This window comes from Streptomyces sp. ICBB 8177 (assembly GCF_003144095.1).
Lineage (GTDB): Bacteria > Actinomycetota > Actinomycetes > Streptomycetales > Streptomycetaceae > Streptantibioticus_D.
Genome location: NZ_NSKH01000024.1, coordinates 252,845 through 271,838, shown reverse-complemented (window position 1 = coordinate 271,838; position 18,994 = coordinate 252,845). Strand labels below are relative to the sequence as shown.

At 72.0% G+C, this 18,994-nt stretch carries 17 protein-coding genes, 2 tRNA genes, 1 other RNA gene and 2 pseudogenes; 6 read left to right on the top strand and 16 right to left on the bottom strand.

Going from position 1 to position 18,994, the window contains the following annotated elements; genetic code table 11:
* Nucleotides 1-2 precede the first annotated feature (2 nt).
* The 5 genes from CK485_RS27515 to CK485_RS27495 all read right to left on the bottom strand — a co-directional run bounded on the left by CK485_RS27515 (nt 3) and on the right by CK485_RS27495 (nt 5,823).
* Nucleotides 3-470: a PPOX class F420-dependent oxidoreductase gene (locus CK485_RS27515; protein ID WP_109454629.1), complete on the bottom strand. Its 468-nt coding sequence runs from the start codon at nt 468-470 to the stop codon at nt 3-5.
* Nucleotides 471-636: 166 nt separating this feature from the next.
* Complete coding sequence (locus CK485_RS27510) at nt 637-1,467, bottom strand: YceI family protein (RefSeq protein WP_109454628.1); 831 nt, start codon at nt 1,465-1,467, stop codon at nt 637-639.
* A 309-nt stretch (nt 1,468-1,776) separates the two neighbouring features.
* Nucleotides 1,777-4,248 (bottom strand): MFS transporter, encoded by a 2,472-nt coding sequence (locus tag CK485_RS27505; protein WP_109454627.1) that lies wholly within the window; start codon nt 4,246-4,248, stop codon nt 1,777-1,779.
* 2 nt (nt 4,249-4,250) lie between these two features.
* Nucleotides 4,251-4,718 (bottom strand): MarR family transcriptional regulator, encoded by a 468-nt coding sequence (locus CK485_RS27500; protein WP_109454794.1) that lies wholly within the window; start codon nt 4,716-4,718, stop codon nt 4,251-4,253.
* A 169-nt stretch (nt 4,719-4,887) separates the two neighbouring features.
* The gene (locus tag CK485_RS27495; RefSeq protein ID WP_109454626.1) at nt 4,888-5,823 is read right to left on the bottom strand and encodes an aldo/keto reductase; all 936 of its coding nucleotides are present in this window, start codon (nt 5,821-5,823) and stop codon (nt 4,888-4,890) included.
* Nucleotides 5,824-5,870: 47 nt separating this feature from the next.
* Between CK485_RS27495 and CK485_RS27490 the strand changes: the two are divergent.
* A pseudogene (locus CK485_RS27490) lies at nt 5,871-6,131 on the top strand (hypothetical protein); the annotation flags it as partial.
* Between the two features lie 53 nt (nt 6,132-6,184).
* On the top strand, nt 6,185-6,415 hold the full coding sequence (locus tag CK485_RS27485; protein WP_109454625.1) for a hypothetical protein: 231 nt from the start codon (nt 6,185-6,187) through the stop codon (nt 6,413-6,415).
* Nucleotides 6,416-6,715: 300 nt separating this feature from the next.
* Here CK485_RS27485 and CK485_RS27480 read toward each other — a convergent pair whose 3' ends face one another.
* The 8 genes from CK485_RS27480 to CK485_RS27445 form a co-directional block, all read right to left on the bottom strand.
* Nucleotides 6,716-7,696, bottom strand: coding sequence for an RNA polymerase sigma factor SigF (locus CK485_RS27480; RefSeq protein WP_199239546.1), 981 nt, complete (start codon nt 7,694-7,696; stop codon nt 6,716-6,718).
* A 173-nt stretch (nt 7,697-7,869) separates the two neighbouring features.
* Nucleotides 7,870-8,937: an RNA polymerase sigma factor SigF gene (locus tag CK485_RS27475; RefSeq protein ID WP_109454624.1), complete on the bottom strand. Its 1,068-nt coding sequence runs from the start codon at nt 8,935-8,937 to the stop codon at nt 7,870-7,872.
* 647 nt (nt 8,938-9,584) lie between these two features.
* Nucleotides 9,585-9,878 (bottom strand): Dabb family protein, encoded by a 294-nt coding sequence (locus CK485_RS27470; protein WP_109454623.1) that lies wholly within the window; start codon nt 9,876-9,878, stop codon nt 9,585-9,587.
* A gap of 31 nt (nt 9,879-9,909) precedes the next feature.
* Complete coding sequence (locus tag CK485_RS29220) at nt 9,910-10,074, bottom strand: hypothetical protein (RefSeq protein WP_199239545.1); 165 nt, start codon at nt 10,072-10,074, stop codon at nt 9,910-9,912.
* Between the two features lie 306 nt (nt 10,075-10,380).
* Nucleotides 10,381-10,470: transfer RNA gene (locus tag CK485_RS27465), tRNA-Ser, on the bottom strand.
* Nucleotides 10,471-10,540: 70 nt separating this feature from the next.
* On the bottom strand, nt 10,541-11,050 hold the full coding sequence (gene tadA / locus CK485_RS27460; RefSeq protein WP_241968670.1) for a tRNA adenosine(34) deaminase TadA: 510 nt from the start codon (nt 11,048-11,050) through the stop codon (nt 10,541-10,543).
* A complete protein-coding gene (locus tag CK485_RS27455) occupies nt 11,047-11,589 on the bottom strand; it encodes a hypothetical protein (RefSeq protein ID WP_109454621.1) in 543 nt (180 codons plus the stop codon). Before CK485_RS27455 ends, tadA begins: the two co-directional genes overlap by 4 nt.
* 445 nt (nt 11,590-12,034) lie before the next feature.
* Complete coding sequence (locus tag CK485_RS27445; protein WP_109454620.1) at nt 12,035-12,226, bottom strand: hypothetical protein; 192 nt, start codon at nt 12,224-12,226, stop codon at nt 12,035-12,037.
* Nucleotides 12,227-12,389: 163 nt separating this feature from the next.
* Between CK485_RS27445 and upp the strand changes: the two genes are divergently transcribed.
* Nucleotides 12,390-13,025, top strand: coding sequence for a uracil phosphoribosyltransferase (upp, locus tag CK485_RS27440; protein ID WP_109454619.1), 636 nt, complete (start codon nt 12,390-12,392; stop codon nt 13,023-13,025).
* A 96-nt stretch (nt 13,026-13,121) separates the two neighbouring features.
* Here the strand turns inward: upp and CK485_RS27435 are convergent, their stop codons facing one another.
* The 3 genes from CK485_RS27435 to ffs all read right to left on the bottom strand — a co-directional run bounded on the left by CK485_RS27435 (nt 13,122) and on the right by ffs (nt 14,738).
* On the bottom strand, nt 13,122-13,784 hold the full coding sequence (locus tag CK485_RS27435) for a LytR C-terminal domain-containing protein (protein ID WP_109454618.1): 663 nt from the start codon (nt 13,782-13,784) through the stop codon (nt 13,122-13,124).
* Between the two features lie 165 nt (nt 13,785-13,949).
* Nucleotides 13,950-14,246: a type II toxin-antitoxin system VapB family antitoxin gene (locus CK485_RS27430; RefSeq protein ID WP_109454617.1), complete on the bottom strand. Its 297-nt coding sequence runs from the start codon at nt 14,244-14,246 to the stop codon at nt 13,950-13,952.
* 401 nt (nt 14,247-14,647) lie between these two features.
* An RNA gene (gene ffs, locus CK485_RS27425) (signal recognition particle sRNA small type) lies at nt 14,648-14,738 on the bottom strand.
* 75 nt (nt 14,739-14,813) lie between these two features.
* Between ffs and CK485_RS27420 the strand changes: the two genes are divergently transcribed.
* The 3 genes and pseudogenes from CK485_RS27420 to CK485_RS27405 all read left to right on the top strand — a co-directional run bounded on the left by CK485_RS27420 (nt 14,814) and on the right by CK485_RS27405 (nt 18,938).
* A tRNA-Ser gene (locus CK485_RS27420) sits at nt 14,814-14,901 on the top strand.
* Nucleotides 14,902-15,253: 352 nt separating this feature from the next.
* Nucleotides 15,254-15,731: pseudogene (locus CK485_RS29920) on the top strand (hypothetical protein); the annotation flags it as partial.
* A gap of 1,239 nt (nt 15,732-16,970) precedes the next feature.
* Nucleotides 16,971-18,938 carry a hypothetical protein gene (locus tag CK485_RS27405; protein ID WP_109454616.1) on the top strand — a complete coding sequence of 656 codons (1,968 nt, stop codon included), beginning with the start codon at nt 16,971-16,973 and terminating at the stop codon, nt 18,936-18,938.
* Nucleotides 18,939-18,994: the final 56 nt, after the last annotated feature.

Here is an 18,994-nt window from a genome sequence, read left to right as displayed (position 1 = left end):
CGTCAGGAGTCCGCGAGGCGGGCCGGGAAGCCGCCGGTGGCGACCGGGCCCCAGCGCTCCGGGGTGATCCGCAGCAGCGACTTGCCCTGCCGCACCATGGCCGCCCGGTACTCGTCCCAGTCCGGGTGCTCGCCCGCGATCGACCGGTAGTAGTCGACCAGCGGCTCGACCGACTCGGGCGGGTCGATCACCTCGGCCCGCCCGTCGATCTGCACCCACGGGCCGTTCCACTCGTCGGACAGCACGATCACCGTCACCCGCGGGTCGCGCCGGGCGTTGTTGGCCTTGGCGCGGTCGGGGTAGGTGGAGACGACCAGGCGGCCGGAGCCGTCGACGCCGCAGGTGACGGGCGAGCCCTGCGGGCGGCCGTCCGCACGGGTGGTGAGCACGATCGCGCGGTGCCGCTCGGCGAGGAACTCCAGCAAACCCTCGCGGGTGACACGGGTGTTGGTGGCGATGTTGGGAGACATGCCTGCCACCTTACGAGCCGTGCCACCAGGGACGAGGGCGGCGCGCGCCCGCGGCCGTCCAGCCCGGCGCGCCGCCTCCGTTGTTCAACGCGCGAGCGTCGCCGCCGTCGTCCAGTCCGAGCGCGCGCCGCCCCCCTCGGTCAACGCGCGCCCGCGCGCCCCCCGTTCACGCCATCGGCAGCGCGTCACCCTGGACGGCCTGGATGTCCAGCTCGACCCGCAGCGTCGTGCCGATCGCCGCGATGCCCGCCTGGAGCACCTGGTTGTACGTCATCGCGAAGTCCTCGCGCCGTAGCTCCGCCGTGGCGCGGAACGCCGCCCGCACCCCGCCCCACGGGTCGGGTCCGGTGCCCAGGTACGTCAGGTCAAGGTCGACCGGGCGGGTGTGCGAGCGCATCGTCAGCTCGCCGTGCACCGTCCAGCGGTCGGGGCCCGCCGGGGTGACCGGCCCGGTGCTGCGGTAGACGATCTGCGGGAACGCGTCGACGTCCAGGAAGTCGGGCGAGCGCAGGTGGTCGTCGCGCATCTTGTTGCCGGTGTCGATGCTGGCCGTCTCGATCGCGGCGGTCACCGTCGACTCCTCGGCGCGCTCCGCGATCTCGATCCGGCCGCTGAAGCCGGTGAAGTGCCCGCGCACGCTGGAGATCCCCAGGTGCTGGGCGACCGCGCCCACCGAGGAGTGCGCCGGGTCGATCGTCCATGGCCCCGGCGGCGGCAGCTCCACGCCGCCGGACCTGGCCAGCACCAGGTTGCCCAGGTCCGCCCGCCCGGAGGCGCCGACGATCGCGGTGGACGCCGCGGGCTGGTAGCCGACCGCCGTGACGATCACGGTGTACGCGCCGGGCGGCAACGCGTCCCCGCGCACCGCGCCGTCGTCGTCCGCGGTCGCCCGCAGTACCTGACTGCCCGTCATGTCGGTGACGGTCAGCACCGCGTGCCGCACCGCCCAGCCGTCCTTGGTCCTCACTCGGGCCCGCAGGCCGCCTTCACTGGTCATCCACCGCTCCCCATACGTTCGTCGGTCACGGGTTCCGGGCGGCGGCCTCGGCCGTCCCCTGCTCCGGCCACCGCCGGAACCCGCGTCTCCCCCGATAACTGGCCCGCGCTTCTCCGCTGTACGCGCGGTCCAGTCGCTCTGGCAAGGCCTTGCGGCCCTGCGCGCTGTGGTCCTTGTGCCCCTGCGGACAAGGCCCTGTGTCTGTGTCTGTGCCTGCGCCGACAAGGCCCCGCGGCCCTGTCACGAGATCCCGGCGGCCCCGTGCCAAAGCCCTGCGGGGGCTGTGAACGAGGCCTGACCGCCCGGGAGTCACTCCTCCGGGTGGCCGAGCGCGAGGTCGACACCGTCCGCGCCCCGGCCGTCCACCCGCAGCGGCGACGCCGCCGGCGGGTAACCCGACGCGATCAGGGTGTACTCCCCGGCGTCCAGGTCGGTGAAGGCGTAACGGCCGTCCTCACCGGTGGTGGCGGTGGCGACCACGTCGCCGTTCGCGTCCACCAGCGTGACCCGCGCGTCCGGCAGCGGCACCCGGTCCGCACCGGCGCGGACCGTCCCCTGGAGGCGGGAGCCGGAGGCCAGTTGGACCTCGATCCGGGTGACGCCCTGGGCGCCCACCTCGACCTGCTGGGCGACCGGGCGGTACCCGGAGGCGTTGACCGCCACCGTGAAGCTGCCCGCGGGCAGTTCGTCGAAGCCGAAGTCGCCCGTCGCGCCGGTCTTGCCGGTCGCCAGCACCTCGCCGCGCACGTCGGTGACGACCACCATCGCGCCCTCCACCGGCTGCCCGTCCACCGCGGCGCGCACCGCGCCGGCCAGGCCGCTGCTGCCGGACAGCGTGATGTCGAAGCCCAGCGGGCCGTCACCGGCCACCACGGTCGAGGCCTGAGGACGGTGCCCGTCAGCCGCCGCGATCAGCACGTACGTGCCGGGCTCCGGCACCTGGAGTGAGTAGGAGCCGTCCGGCGCCGCCTGCGCGCGGCCCAACTGCCGTCCCTGGAGCGAGATCAGCGTCAGGTGCGCCGATCCGACGCCCACGCCTTCGGGGCCGCGGACCGAGCCGTTGATGGTGCTGCCGTTCATGCAAACCTCCTGCGCCGGCGGGGTGGGGTCCGCCGGGTTGTACGCGGTGGCCGGCTGGGCCGGGGTTCCGGTGTGCTGCTGGAGTCCGTTGGCCGTCCGAAGCGGCACCTCCTTGATGAAGAGGACCAGCAGGAACGCGACGAAGGCGAACGGCGCCGCGTACAGGAAGACATCCGCGATGCCGTGCCCGTAGGAGCTCTCGGTGATCGTACGGACCGGCGCGGGCAGCGTCTTGAGATCGGGCAGGTTCGCCTCGCCGCCACCGGTGGACGGCATGGGGATGCCCAGTGCCGCGAAGCCGTCGCGCATGTAGTGCGTGATGCGGTTGGACAGCGCCGCGCCCAGGGCGGCGACGCCGATCGCGCCGCCGAGGGTACGGAAGAACGTCACCAGGGAGCTGGCCGAGCCCAGGTCCTTGGGCGCCACCTGGTTCTGCACGGCGAGCACGAGGTTCTGCATCAGCAGGCCGATGCCGACGCCCAGCAGCGCGGTGTAGACCGCGACCTGCCAGTACGGGGTGTCGTACCGCATCAGCCCGAGCGTCGCCGCGCCGCCGGTGAGGATCACGCCACCGGCGACCAGGAACGCCTTCCAGCGCCCGGTGCGGGTGATGATCTGGCCGGAGAAGGTGGAGGCGACGAACAGGCCGGCGACCATCGGGATGGTCATCACGCCGGACATCGACGCGGACTTGTCGCGGCCCAGCTGGAAGTACTGGGACAGGAAGTAGGTCCCGGCGAACATCGCGACGCCGACGAAGACACTGGCCAGCGAGGTCAGCGAGATGGTGGCGTTGCGGAACAGCCGCATCGGGATGATGGGTTCCGCGGCCTTCGACTCCACCAGCAGGAAGAGCAGCCCGAGCACGACCGAGCCGGGCACCATCACGCAGGTCTGCCAGGACATCCAGTCGTACTTGTCCCCGGCGAGCGTCACCCACACCATCAGCAGGCACACGGCGGCGGTCACGAGGAACGCGCCCGCCCAGTCGATCTTCACCTTCCGCTTGGTGACCGGCAGGTGGATGGTCTTCTGGAGCACCACCAGCGCGATCAGCGCGAACGGCACGACCACCAGGAAGCACCAGCGCCACCCGAGCCAGCTGGTGTCGGTGATGACGCCGCCGACCAGCGGGCCGCCGACCGTGGCCACCGCGAAGGTCGCGCCCAGGTAGCCGCTGTAGCGGCCGCGTTCGCGCGGGGCGATCATCGCGGCCATGATGACCTGCGACAGCGCCGACAGGCCGCCGGCGCCGATGCCCTGGAGCACGCGGGCGGTGATGAGGGTGGCGGTGTTCTGCGACAGACCGGCGATGACCGAGGCGACGATGTAGAGCACCAGGGCGAGCTGGACCAGGAGCTTCTTGCTCACCAGGTCCGACATCTTGCCCCACAGCGGGGTGGTCGCGGTGACCGCGAGCAGCGCCGAGGTGATGATCCAGGTGTACGCCTCCTGGCCGCCGCCGATGTCCGAGAGGATCGTGGGCAGCGCGGTGGAGACGATCGTGGACGACAGGATCGCCACGAACAGCCCGAGCATCAGCCCGGACAGCGCCTCCATGATCTGCCGGTGCGACATCGCGGGCTGCTGCCCGCCGGGTCCCGGTGCGTGGTGGCCCTGGGACCCGTGGGCGGGCTGCCCGGGGCGCGCGGCGTGCGCGGGGACGTGCCGGCGCACACCGGTCGGTGTGGTGGTGCTCATCGTCATCCTTCGTGGGCGCGGCCGCGCAGACCCGCTCGTGGCCCGCCGCCGTCGAAACTCGCGCGCAGTCGTGCCATGAGCGCGGCCAGCTGCCCCACTTCCTCGTCCGTCCAGTCCCCGAGGAACTCGGCGAACACCTCGGCGATGCGGTCCGACGCCTGGCGCAGGACCTGTTCACCGAGCGGGGTGAGGCGCAGCAGTCGCGATCTCCTGTCCTGTGGGTCGGGGTGCCGTTCGATCCAGCCACGGGCGGCCAGGTACGTGACGTGCCTGCTGGTCACCGACATGTCGACGTCGAGGCGGTCGGCCAGGTCGCTGGCGCGCATCTGTCCGTACCGGGCGAGCAGCGACAGCACGATGACGGCCGCCTGCGGGCACTCGGCGGGCAGGGCCCGCCCGACGCCGCGGCTGACGGCGCCCAGCGCACCGAGCTGCTGCACCAGCTCCGCGCACTGTTCCCGCGTCGCCATCAGCACCCCCGTGGTAGTTGCCTTGAGCAACCTTAACCACACTTAGTTGCAACAGGCAAATGAATCGGTGGGGGGAGTGGGTGAAGGGTTGATGGAGGCGGGGCCGAGCCCGGGGCGGGGCCGCCCCAACTCCCTTGCGCGGGAAGGGAAGCGGCCCCGCCGTACGGGCTCACGCCGACGCGGCGTCGAGCGAGGCGACCTGCTCCGGGGTGAGTGTGAGGTCCGCCACAGCGGTCAGCGCGGGCAGTTGCGCGACCGTGCGCGCGCTGGCGATCGGCGCCACCACCGTCGGCCGGGTGGCCAGCCACGCCAGCGCGACCGTGGCGACCTCGGCCTCGTGCGCCGCGGCCACCTCGTCCAGCGCCGCCAGCACCCGCAGGTTGCGCTCGTCCTTCAGATAGGACTCCGCCTTCCCGGCCCGGGAACTGTCCGACGTGCCGCCCGGCCGGTACTTGCCGGTCAGGAAGCCGGAGGCCAGCGCGTAGTACGGCAGGCAGCCGAGGCCGTGCCCGGCGGCCACGTCCATCAGCGGGCCCTCGTACTCACCGCGCTCCACGAGGTTGTAGTGCGGCTGGAGCGCCACGTAACGGGCCAGCCCCTCGCGCTCGGAGGCGGCCAGCGCCTCGGACAGGCGCTCGGCACCGATGTTGGACGCCGCGATCTCGCGGACCTTGCCCTCCTTCACCAGGGCGTCCAGCGCCCCGAGGAACTCCTCGACCGGGACCGAGGGGTCGTCGCGGTGCGTGTAGTAGAGGTCGATGTGGTCGGTGCGCAGGCGCCGCAGCGACTGCTCCACCGCCCCCTTGACGTTCGCCGCGGACAGCCCGGGGAAGTCGGGGTGCTGGCCGGCCTTGGTGGCGATGACCAGCCGGTCGCGGTTGCCCCGCGAGGCCAGCCAGCGGCCGATGATCGCCTCCGACTCGCCGCCGGAGTTGCCGGGCACCCAGGCCGAGTACACGTCCGCGGTGTCGATGAAGTTGCCTCCCGCCGCCACGTAGGCGTCGAGCACCGCGAACGACTCCCGCTCGTCAGCGGTCCAGCCGAACACGTTGCCGCCCAGGCAGAGCGGGAAGACGTCGAGTTGCGAACTGCCGATACGTACCATGCCCTTGACCAGCGCCCCCGGGGCGCCTGGTATTCCGCGTGCCGTGCGCCCCGGCCTGCGCGCTGGTGGAGGCCGACAGGGCGAGGCCCGGCACCGCTGAGCACATTGCCTGTCTCCCCGCGATGGTCGTCATCGGCCTCGACCTCCCAGCGGCCCTGGCCGTCGCGAGGGAGAACTCCTGGGCGGTCGCCCACACCCGCCACGCGGCAATGCCCGCGCCGGACCGCCCCGACAGTGCCCTCGCCGCCACGGCGGAACCGGGGCGCTGGACCGGACAGCCGGTTCGTGTGATCGACGTCAACGGCTGACCGGCCCGGGGCTCCTGGTCTTGCGCGGGGGCTCTTCGCTAGGGTCCTGCCTCATGGCTGACTACCAGACTCCCCCCGAGCAGAACCACGACCCGGCGGGCAGCACGCAGATGTTCCGCGCCTTCGTGGACGAGGGCGCGGCTCCGGCGCGGCAGCGGCCCGCCGCCGGCGGCCCGGCGACCACCTACGGCTCGTCGAACCGCGGCGGTTCGCGCACCGGCCTCATCGTGGCGGTCGTCGCCGCCATCGTGATCATCGCGGCGATCGTCTACGCGGTCGCGTAGGGCGGATCGTTCCGCTTCGTTCGGTCGTACGGCGCGCACGGAAGCTCGGGCCCGGAGCGGGACGGCTCCTGGCCCGTTCAGGCGTGCGCGGAGGCGGGGCGCGCGCGAGGGCGTTCCGGCGGGCGCGTGCGGGGGCGCGCGCTTCGCGTCGCGCTCACTGGCCGTGACGGCCGGCGCGGTCCGAAGGCGCCGGACGGTCAACGCGGCACTCCCGCATATCCGTTGTCATGCGGGACGCGGGCCGCCGGGGCGGTGGGGTGCGCGCCCGGCGGCCGGATGTCCGCGTCTCCCGCCCGTCCGTCACTCGGCGGTCAGACCCTCCCGCAGCTGCGCCAGCGTCCGCGTGAGCAGCCGGGAGACGTGCATCTGCGAGATGCCGACCTCCTCGCCGATCTGCGACTGCGTCATGTTGGCGAAGAACCGCAGCATGATGATCCGCCGTTCCCGGGGCGGGAGTTGGGCCAGCAGCGGCTTGAGCGACTCGCGGTACTCCACGCCCTCCAGCGCGGTGTCCTCGTAGCCCAGCCGGTCCGCGAGCGAGCCCTCGTTGGACTCGTCCTCCGGCGGCGGGGAGTCCAGGGAGCTGGCGGTGTACGCGTTGCCCACCGCGAGGCCGTCCACCACGTCCTCCTCCGACACCCCGAGGGCGGCGGCGAGTTCGGAGACGGTGGGGGAGCGGTCGAGGCGCTGCGACAGCTCGTCGCTGGTCTTGGTGAGCGCCAGCCGCAGTTCCTGGAGCCTGCGCGGCACCCGCACCGACCAGGAGGTGTCACGGAAGAAGCGCTTGATCTCGCCGACCACCGTGGGCATCGCGAAGGTCGGGAACTCCACCCCGCGGTTGCAGTCGAACCGGTCGATCGCCTTGATCAGCCCGATCGTGCCGACCTGGACGATGTCCTCCATCGGCTCGTTGCGACTGCGGAAGCGGGCGGCCGCGTAGCGCACCAGGGGGAGGTTGAGCTCGATGAGGGTGTCGCGCACGTAGCCGCGCTCGGGGCTGTGGTCCGGCAGCTCGGCGAGCCGCAGGAACAGCGAACGGGACAGCGTGCGCGTGTTGATGGCCTCGCCGGTGTCCACGCCCGCGTCCACACCGTCGCCGGTGGCGACGTCCGCGGCGGGGCCGATGTCCACGGCGGGGCCGGTGTCGGCGACCGCGCCATGGCCGGTGCCGGAGTCCACGACGTTGCCGCTGCCGGGGCCCACGCCGGTGTCCACACCGTGGCCGGTGTCGGCGGGCGCGTCGAACTGAAGCTCCTTCGGACTGCCCACTTCTACGGACATGCCACCCCCTCGAGGTCGCGGACGGGTCGCGCGTGACGTTCCTTCACCTGAATACCGTCAGGCCGGGCCGCCACAAACGCGGTATCCGCAGAATGTCACATGTCGGCAACACGCTGTAGCGCCAAGTCGACTTATTTGCACCGGAGATGGCGAACGGGTGTCGCTCCCGTGGGTTACGCCTCGATCTGGTTTGCGGACCTCAGGCGTGCGAAGCTGCGCGACAGCAACCGGGAGACGTGCATCTGCGACACCCCCAGTTCGGCGCTGATCTGCGACTGCGTCAGGTTGCCGAAGTACCGCAACAGGAGGATCCGGCGCTCGCGTTCGGGCAGTTGCACGAGCAGATGGCGCACCAGTTCGCGGTGCTCCACGCCCGCCAGCTCCGGGTCCTCGTAGCCGAGGCGGTCCAGCAGCCCGGGCGCGCCGTCGCCCTCCTGCGCGGCCTCCAGCGAGGTCGCGTGGTAGGCCCGCCCCGCCTCCAGGCAGGCCAGCACCTCTTCCTCGGTGAGCTTCAGGCGCTCGGCGATCTCGCCGGTCGTCGGCGAGCGGCCGTGCAGCACCGTCAGGTCCTCGATCGCCCCGCTCACCTGGACCCACAGCTCGTGCAGGCGCCGGGGGACGTGGACGGTGCGCACGTTGTCCCTGAAGTAACGTTTGATCTCCCCCACGACGGTCGGCATCGCGAACGTCGGGAACTGCACCCCGCGCTGCGGATCGAACCGGTCGATGGCGTTGATCAGCCCGATCGTGCCGACCTGTACGACGTCTTCCATCGGCTCGTTGCGGCTGCGGAAGCGGGCGGCGGCGTAGCGCACCAGCGGCAGGTTGATCTCGATGAGCGCGGCGCGTACGCGGGCGTGCTCCGGCGTGCCCGGCTCCAGCCCCGACAACTCCTCGAAGAGCACCTGCGTCAGCGCCCGCGCGTCGGCGGCCCGGCTGCGGCGCGCGGAGTCCGCGGGCGAGTCGGAGGCGCGCGGCGGGAAGGGGGTGGTCCTGGGCGGGGTGGAGCCGCGGGAGGTGGCCGCGGGGCCGGGGACGTCCGCGGCCGGCGGCGGCGCCGAAGGCGTCATGGACGGCGTCGCGTCCGAGGCCGAGGCCTGGGCCGGGGTCTGCGCCGGGGCCGCTGCCGGGGCGGAGGGCGTTGCCGACGTGGAGGGGGGCGCGGAGGCCGAAGGGGGCGCGGGGGGCGCGGCGGACTGCGCGGGCGCGGAAGGGGGCGCGAAGCGGGCCGTCAACGACATACACCACCCCTCACCGATTGATCGACTACCCGTCAAAAGCGGTCAAAGCGGTCATAGCATCACAAGACATGTGCACTGTGTGCAAGCACCGTAAAGAGCCGTGTTGACGGTCAGTTGACCGGAGCGGGACGGGAGGGGAGCCGGGCCCGGCCGCGAGGGACCGGGAGGGGCGGGCGCGGAGCGCGCGCGAGGCACGCGGCAGGGCCGTACGCGGGGCGTGTGCGTGCGGACGGGGTGATGACCCTGGCGGGCGAACGCGGAAGGGCGGCGCGGGCAGGACGGCCCGCGTCCGGGAGGCAGTGCCGGGTGGTTGGTGCCGGGCGGCCTGGAGCCGGGCGGTTGGTGGTGCCGGGCGCCGGCCTCGTGTCGACGGGAGTTCTGCGGGGGCCGGCCTGGGCTGTCCGGGTTCGGGCTCCGGGGTGGTTGGTCGGCCCGCGCCGTCAGGGGTACGGCTCGGGTACGGCCCGCGCTGCTCGGGGACCCTGATCAGGGCGGTGCCCGCGTCGTTCGGGACCCGGCTCGGGGCCCCGGCCCGCGTTGTCAGGGGACCCCGGCTCGGGGTCCGCCCGCGTTGTCAGGGACCCCGGTCGGCTCCGGCTCGCGTAGTCAGGGGCCCCGGCCCGGCTCCGGCTCGTGTGCCGGTGGGATCAGATCTCGTAGTCCGCGATCACCCACGTGGCGAACTGCTGCCACAGGGCGACGCCCGCCTGGTGGGCCGGGTGCTCCAGGTAGCGGACCAGCGCGTCGCGGTCGGCCACCGTGCAGTTGATGGCGTAGTCGTAGGCGATCGGGCGGTCGGTGATGTTCCAGGCGCACTCCCAGGAGGCCAGCTCCGGGATCTGCCCGCCCAGGGCCTCGAAGGCGCGTACGCCCTCGGTGACGCGCTCCTCGTCGCGCGAGACGCCGTCGTTGAGCTTGAACAGGACGAGGTGACGGATCATCGCGTGCTCCCGGGGGGACGTCAGGGGCGGGCTACTTCACCAGCTGGCTCATGAACTGCCCGATGCCTTTCGCGGCGCTGGATATGCCCTCGAAGCCTATCTGGACCAGCTGCGCGGCCCGCGCGGGGGAGGTGATGATCGTGTACAGGACGAAGATCACGACGATGTACATCATGATCTTCCTTGCCTGAGCCATGTCCGTCCGCCTCCCCGACCGTCTTCGAACTCCGGACCGCCCCCCGCGCTCCAGTGCGGTGAGTCTAACCACGGTGATGTCAGGGCCAAGGGGTGCAGTTGCGTTGCGATTTGGCGAAGCGGTGACCTGCCGCGCGGGCGGAACGCCGACGTGGCGGTGGGGCCGCGACGCGGCGGCGGGGCCGCGAAGGCGGTGCGGTGAAGTGGCGTGCGGGCGGGGCGGGGTGCGGCGCGCGTACGCGGACCTGGCCGCAGGGGCCCTCGTATGACGAAACCGCCCGCATCCCGGGGGACGCGGGCGGTTCAATGGCGGTAGCGGTGGGATTTGAACCCACGGAGGAGTTGCCCCCTCACACGCTTTCGAGGCGTGCTCCTTAGGCCGCTCGGACACGCTACCGGGAGAGAGCTTAGCGGACGCCGGGCCCCGCATCGAAATCGGATACGGATCCGGTGCCGCGGGACCGTCTTCAGGCCGTCCGCGGCCCGCGGAAGAACGCGGTCAGCTCGCGTGCGCACTCCGGTTCCAGGACGCCCGTGATCACCTCGGGGCGGTGGTTGAGGCGGCGGTCGCGGACGACGTCCCACAGGGAGCCGGCCGCGCCCGCCTTCTCGTCGCGGGCGCCGTAGACCACCCGGTCCAGCCGGGACAGCACGATCGCGCCCGCGCACATCGTGCACGGCTCCAGCGTGACGACGAGCGTGCAGCCGGTCAGCCGCCACTCGCCGACCGCGCGGGCCGCCTCGCGGATCGCCAGCACCTCGGCGTGGGCGGTCGGGTCGCCGGTCGCCTCGCGTTCGTTGTGGCCGCGCCCGATCACCGTGCCGTCGGGCGCCAGCACGACCGCGCCCACCGGCACGTCCCCGGTGCGAGGGGCGAGCGCCGCCTCGTCCAGGGCGTGCCGCATGGCCGGGACCCACGGCTCGCGCAGCGGGTCGCCGGCCGGCCTGTCGTCGGGGCGGGACGGGTCAGGGCTCAGCGGACCGCCTCCAGCAGTTCGCCGCAGCCGAGGGCCTCCGCGATCTCGCCGAGCGCCTCGCCGGGCACGCCGTCCCCGCTGAGCGAGCGCAGGTCCTGCTCGCTCACCCCGAAGTCGGCCAGCAGCGTGGCCTCGCCGACCGGGCCCGAGGGGATCGGCTCGATGTCCTGCGGAGCGTCGTCCTCCCCGGTCTCGCCCTCGCCGTCCTCGGTGCCGTCCAGGTCGAGGGCGTCGAGGTCCTCCAGTTCGTCGTCGGGGTCGCGCCCCAGCAGTTCGTCGGTGAGCAGGATCTCCCCGTACGAGCTGCGGGCCGCGGCGGAAGCGTCCGACACATAGATACGGGGGTCGTCCTCGCCGTCCACCCGGACGACGCCGAACCAGGCGTCCTCCTGCTCGATCAGTACGAGCACCGTCTCGTCGTCGGCCGTCGCCTCCCGGGCCAGATCGGCCAGGTCCGCGAGGGTCTCCACATCGTCAAGCTCCGTGTCGCTCGCTTCCCACCCGTCCTCGGTGCGCGCGAGCAGTGCGGCGAAATACACCGTGACTCTCCCACTGGTCTTAGTGTTCCGGGACGGACGGGGATGCGCCCCGCCCACTCGGCATCGTGGCAGAAACCTAAGCTCTGCGGCGGCTCTTCCGCACTGCGTCGTGCCAGGCTGTGCACGTTTTTTCGGGTTTTTTGGGCTGGCGCACCGCCAGGAGCGCTACCGGTGCCGCCAACAGCGTTACGTACGGTGACGGGCGGAACGGTCCGTGAGGCGGGTGGGTTGCACCGCTGGTTCCCCGGCGTCGCGGCAGCCCCTGCGCCACCAGCGGAGGCGACCGGTCCTGCGAGCGGAGGCGGCCCGTCTTGCCGGCGGAAGCTCCGCGTCCTGCCCGCGGCAGCGGCCCAGGGGCAACGAGCCCAGCGGTAGTGAGCCCAGGGGCAACGAGCCCAGCGGCAGCAAGCCCAGCGGTAGAGGGCCCAGCGGCAGTGAGCCCGTCCTACCAGCGGAAGGTGCGCATCCGCATCTGCTCCCGCATCCGCGCCGCCCTGGCCCGCCGGGGCTGCACCCGCGCCCGCAGTTCCTTGGCCTCGTTCAGCTCGCGCAGGAAGAGGGCGCGCCTGCGGCGGCGCTCCGCGTCCCGTGCGGACGGGGTCGAGGACTCGTCGGGCTGGGCTGGGCGCTCGGCCATGGCTACCACCTCTACGCACGGTTACGTTCGGCGTACGTCACTCCTTCCCCCGCACCGGCGGATGATGCGGGGAGGCAGAGCGGGCAGGGGGCCGTGCCGGCCGGTTTCGCGGTGTGGCCGGGGGCGGGCCGGGGACCGGGGAACCTCCGTTAATGTCGGGGGCATGCGGATCCATGTCGTCGACCACCCGCTGGTGGCGCACAAACTCACGACGCTGCGCGACGAGCGCACCGACTCGCCCACCTTCCGGCGGCTCGCCGACGAGCTGGTCACCCTGCTCGCGTACGAGGCCACCCGCGACGTGCGCACCGAGCAGGTCGACATCACGACCCCGGTGCAGCGCACCACCGGCGTACGCCTGTCGCACCCGCGTCCGCTGGTCGTGCCGATCCTGCGGGCCGGTCTCGGCATGCTGGACGGCATGGTCAGGCTACTGCCGACCGCCGAGGTCGGCTTCCTGGGCATGGTCCGCGACGAGGACACGCTGAAGGCGTCCACGTACGCCACGCGCATGCCGGAGGACCTGTCCGGCCGCCAGGTCTACGTGCTCGACCCGATGCTGGCGACCGGCGGCACGCTGGTGGCCGCGATCAACACCCTGATCGAGCGCGGCGCCGACGACGTGACCGCGATCTGCCTGCTGGCGGCGCCGGAGGGCGTCGAGGTGATGGAACGCGAGCTGAGCGGCGCCCCGGTCACGGTGGTGACCGCGTCGGTCGACGAGCGGCTCAACGAGAACGGCTACATCGTTCCGGGCCTGGGCGACGCGGGCGACCGGATGTACGGAACGGCGGGCTAGCGGCCCCTTCGACGGATGACGGGTCCGGCCACCACGGTGATCGTGGCGGCCGGACCCGTTCGCCGTTCGGGGCGGGCTCAGCGGCGCGCGCCGGGCTCAGCAGCCCTTCTTGCCGGCGCCGGAGGCGGAGGCCGCCGGGGCCGGATGGCTGAGCGCGGCCAGGGCGGCGCCGGCGTTCTGCTGCGGGGTCAGCGAGCCGAAGCCCGAACCGATGATCAGATCGACGTTGGACGCCCCGGCACGCGAGGGGTCCGTCTTCATGCTGGAGCCCGACAGCTGCGTGCCCAGCACCTTGAGCGCCGCCTGCGCCTGCGGGCCGCCGAGCAGTATGGCCGGGCCCGGCACCTTCTGGTTGTACTGCGCCGACGCGTTGCCGACCTTGCCGATGACGAAGCCGCGCTTCTTCAGCTCGTCGGCGGTCGACTTGGCGAGACCGGTGCGCGGCGTCGCGTTGTAGACGTTGACGGTGATGGTGGACGGCTTGGGCACGGGCGCGTCTGCCGGAGCACCGCCCGCACGCGTGCTCACGTCGTGACCGCGCCTGGCGGAGCAGCGTCCGCCCTGGGCGGCGTCGTGCGAGGTGCCGCCGAAGACGTGGATGAGCTGCACCGTCCCCCAGCCGATCAGCCCGAGCACCACGACGGCGGAGACGACCGACAGCACGAGTCGCCGATGACCGCGGGGGCGCCGCATCCGCGGGTAGTGCTTGCCCGTGACGCGGTACTTCCCGCCCATGCCGGGGGGAGTGAGCATGCTCATAGCCGCAGCGTAGTGCGGTATCCGGCCAAGGCCTACTAGATGATCAACGAATGGCCTAGCGCCCGACCCGAAAGAGGCAACGAACACGCCGGTCGGACCAGTTGGGGCAGGCGTGCGGGCGCCCGGGCGGGTAGGCGGCCGTGCCCGGGCCGGGTGCCTGCCGCCTCAGTCCATCTCCAGCACGCGGGCGTGCAGCACCTGGCGCTGCTGGAGCGCGGCGCGGACCGCCCGGTGCAGGCCGTCCTCCAGATAGAGGTCGCCCTGCCACTTCACGACGTGGGCGAACAGGTCTCCGTAGAACGTGGAGTCCTCGGCCAGCAGTGTCTCCAGGTCGAGCTGGCCCTTGGTGGTCACCAGTTGGTCGAGGCGTACCGGGCGCGGCGCGACGTCCGCCCATTCGCGGGTGCTCGTACGGCCGTGGTCGGGATACGGCCGACTGCTGCCGATGCGCTTGAAGATCACACGGAAAGCCTACCGGCCAAGGCTGTGCGGCCGCAGCCCAGCCGAAGGCCCCCGCCCACGATGGGGGACCCCTCGGCACCCCTTTCCGCCCCCGTACGCGCCCGTAGAGCCCTTGACACCGCGGCGGGGACACTCCGGCCGAGGCGTCGGATATGGCTTGAAATGGTAGGTACGGGGCGCGGCGGCGCGACGGGTTCGGTCCTGACGGGATTTCGTGGTCCGAGTCGGAAGGTGCCGGGGCTCGCCGGCGTTTGCCTCGGGGGAACGCTGACGACGGTGTCGCCTTCGTCACACCTCCGCGCGGGTCGGCGGCAAGTGGCCGGACGGAGAGCCGGCGCACGTCGCCGCGGGCACTTCCGTCGCGGGAGGGCCCGCCAGGCTCGTGAGGCGCCGAAAGACGCGAAGACCCCCCACGCACCCGCCAGAGCCCACCTACCCTTGCTGCCTTCCGGCCCTGGGGGAGTTCAGCGAGATAGCGCCACGTGAGGGGCTGCGCCCAGCCTACCCGATCCCCGGCCCCGGGATCGAGTTCGCAACCACCCCCCGCGGTCTTGTAATGTGTGCGGCGGAGGATTCGCCTAGTGGCCTAGGGCGCACGCTTGGAAAGCGTGTTGGGGGCAACCCCTCACGAGTTCGAATCTCGTATCCTCCGCCAGTGCTCTCACCGGGCACAACGTCGAAGGGCCCCACCGCGAGCGGTGGGGCCCTTCGACGTTGAGGGTTGCAGTTGCTGTGCCCAGGGGCCGGAGGAGCCCGGCCGACTCGGCCGCGCCCGGCCGAACGCTCTGGGAGGGTGCCGTTTATGGCTGGCCCGGAGAAGACACCCAAGATCGTTTGTGCTGAAGCCGACCAGAGATGTGCAATCTGCCGAGGAGAGGTGGTCGCCCCCCCGGACGGGTTGCCGGTGTTGGAGCTGATCACCCGGCATCGCGCGCTTCTCGCCGGCCATTGCCGCCCGTGCCTCGGCGCCGGGTACCTCACGCTGTACCGCTGCTACGGTCGCGTTCATGACGCTCCCGGTTTCCACGGGCAAGGCTGTTGATCTACGGGTAGAGCCTGTTGACGAGGTTCTTGATCGAGTCGAGCGGTCTTTGCAAGCGCGCTTGCTCCCGGACACGGTGGTGCGCAAGCACCGATCCGTGGGGGCCGGAACAGTCCGCGACACCTGGGTACGGATCGAGCGGCGCTTGTTCGACAAGATCCCCGCTCAGGGGTGGAACGGCACGGACAGTGCCGCGCCTCCGGAAGGCATTGCCAAGCCCGCGTGGCCCGGGTGTGTGGTCTGGCGAGACACGGACGAGTCGGTGACGTGGCGGGCCGATGAAACTGAGCTTCTGCCGGGGGCTCCTGTCGGACGCGCCATCGTGAGCGAAGCCCCCGGAGCTGTCGGACGGCTGGTGGGAGGTGTTGTGCGCCTCACTGGACGCACTTGCGGCACATGACACTGGTCGGGTGACCACCCCGGACACCGTCACCATCACGAGAGTTGGAAAGCGTGCTGGGGGCGATCCCTCACGAGTCAGCATCCCGTATCCGCCGCAGGCAAAGGCCCGCACCGGGAAACCGGTGCGGGCCTTCGTCGTCTCGGGGTGGGCCCGGTCAGTTGAAGCGGAGCTGGGCACCGGGCCCACAGCGTGGACGCGGGCGCGGGGGCCCTGGAGCCAGGTGCCGGCCACGGCGGCGGCGAAGGCCGTGAACGTCGCGTCCGGGTCGGGCGGGGTGGCGCCGTCACCGGGGTCGGACTCGGCGCTCGCCATGACGATCTCCGCGGCCAACTCCGCCTCAGGGCGGGGGTCGACCGGAAGCCGGTCCACACCGGAGCGGTCGGGGCGGGGCCGCAGCCGCTCGCCCCACGGCGGAGTGACCGCCTGCGCCAGCAGGCCCACCGAGTCGGCGGTGACCGGCGGGGTGTCCGTCCAGCAACTGGCGTGCTCGTGGAGGATCTGGCCGGGGGTGCGGTCCTGGAGCGCCCGCAGCGCCTCAACGCCCGCGTCGCGCGTCTCCGGCTCCAGCAACTCCTTCAGGTCGTAGGCCACGACGAGTGTGGCCTCGCGCTCCGGTTCGAAGGGCACCGCCGGCAGGCCCAGCACGACCTCGCGCAGCGCCGGGATCGCGAGGTAGCCGACGCCCCGCTCGATGCACGCGTAGCCGAAGTCGTAGAGGGCGCGCCCGTCCTCCGGGGCCTCGATGACCGCGGGTCGCCGCGTCGCGCAGGTCGTCGAAGCCCGCCGCCCGCGCGGCCCGCCCGGCCACCACGACGATCTCGCCGAGCGGAGCGCTCATTCGGCGGTTTCGAAGGCGGGTCGGGCGGGCTGGGCGGAGGACGTGCGGTGATGACGGCGTGAGAACATGCGGCCGAGCTTCGCAGCCCCGTCCGACGCCGGGCAATCCAGTACCCCGCTGCTGCGTGACCCCCGCCCTCGCCCCCGCGCCCGCCCTCGTCCTTGGCTGAGCTCGACCTCCTCCTCCCCCTTCAGCGGCGGTTCCTCACCGCTGCCGCGTCGCCTCGCCGCCGTGTTCCGCACCGGGAGAACGAGCGGCGCCGCTCCAGTGGCATATCGGTGTGTCCGCTGTCCGTGGCGTGTTCTACGCTGCGGTCAGCAACCACCGTTCCGGGGGGATCGCGACCACGCCATGACGAAGAGGCGGGCGCGGATCGGAGCAGGTGGGAGCCCTGATTCCCGGCGGGAGACCGGGATTCCATGTGGGGGTTTCGACAACAGCATGAAGAACACAACACGGGCGCGCAGACGCACGGTCTCCGCTGCCATGGTGGCGGTCGCGATGGGCGCGTCGGTCCTGACCGCCTCGGCCGCGGGCACGGCCTCGGCGGCGAGCGCGGTGACGGTCACGCGGGACGGCGGTCTGGCGGTCGACGCGCCGCTGGGCCGGGTCTTCGTGGGCGACGAGGCCAACAACAGCGTCGAGGCGGCCGACACCTCGGGCAACCTCATCGGCACGGTGCCCGGCATCACCGGCGTGACCTCGCTGGCCGTCTCCGACGACGGCTCCACGGTCTACGCCGCGGCGTTCGGCGGCAACGAGATCGTGGCCATCGACGCCAAGACCCTGACGGTGACCGCTCGGTACGTCGTTCCCACCACCAAGGGACCGCAGTACGTGGCGTTCTCCGGTGGCAAGGTGTGGTTCACCTACGGCGACCAGTGGGACAGCAACCTCGGGTCTGTCGACCCGGCCAAGGACCCGTCGGACCCGACGGCCGTGACGATGGGCCAGTTCACGGACCCGTACCCGAACCAGGGGTTCTGGAATCCGGCCCTGATGAGCACCAACCCGGCCGAGCCCGGCGTGATCGCGATGGCCGACAGCGGCATGTCCACGGACTCCGAGGGCGTCCTCGACGTCTCCAGCGGCACCCCGAAGGTGGTCGCGTTCCACTTCGGCGACTACTCGCTCAACAACGGCATCGACGACATCCAGCTGGTGCCCGGCGGCACGCAGGTCCTGATCAACGGCACGAACCGGGACGCCTACGCGAACGGGAAGTTCACCCCCGACGGCAGCTACCCGCAGGGGCAGTCCGCCGCCGTCGCGCCGGACGGCACGGTCGCGCAGGTCGCCGGCGGCGAGATCTCGGTCTACCGGCCGGCCGCGTCCGTGCCGCTGCGCTCCTACGCCGCCTCGCCGGTCACCCCGTCCCTGGCCTGGGCGCCGGACGAGTCGCGGATCTACGCGCTGGAGGGCCAGGAGGGCGGCCCGTTCACCCTGCGCGTGCTCACCGACCCGACGAAGACCGTCCCGACCCTGACCGCCTCCGCGCCCTCCTCCGCCACGCGCGGCAAGGCCCTGACCGTCAAGGGCAAGCTCTCGGCGGCCACCGCCCTGCCCGCCGGGACCCGACTGGCGGTCACCCGCACCGACCTGGACAGCCCGCAGGGCAAGGCGCTGGCCCCGGTGACCGTCAACTCGGACGGCACGTACTCCTTCACGGACACCCCGCCCGCCGGCGGCACCGTCACCTACACGGTGTCGTACGCGGGCAGCGGCGCGCTGGCCGCTGTGAGCACGTCCGCGAAGGTGGCCGTCTCGCGCACCACGCCGTCGCTGACGCTCAACGACAACAACCAGCAGTACGGCTACGGCACCACGGTGACGTTCACCGCGCACCTGGGGTCGGAGTACAAGAACAAGGTCGTGCAGATCTGGGCCAACCCGTACGGCGGTGACAAGCCGAACACGGAGCTGAAGTCCGGCACGGTCAACTCCAGCGGCAATCTGTCGGTGTCCCTGCGGCTGACCCGCAACACCACCCTCAGCGCCGTCTACGCCGGTGACGACCGCACCGCGCCGCGCACCGTGACGTCCACCGTCTACACCCGCGTGTGGGAGTCCGGCAGCCTGTCCGGCCAGTACCGCAACGCGAAGATCGGCTCCACCGAGTACGCGTGGTTCCACAAGAACAGCGACGCCGTCTTCAACACCACGATGATGTACTACCCGGGCCGAAAGGAGCGCGTGGACTTCCAGGTCTACTCCGGGGGCAGCTGGCGGACGACGAACTCCCAGTACTTCGCGCTTCCGCCCTCCGGGGACGCGAAGATCAACCTCGGCGCGGCGGGCCAGGCCAACATCAAGGCCCGGATCCGCGTCGTCTACGTGCAGGGCTCGTCCGGCGACGACGTCAACGCGACCAACAACGGTGCCTGGCAGTACCTGAACATCACCAACTGAACCGTGTTCTCCCACCGGAGACGCTGAATCGCTGAACGGCCCGGCGCGCACCCACG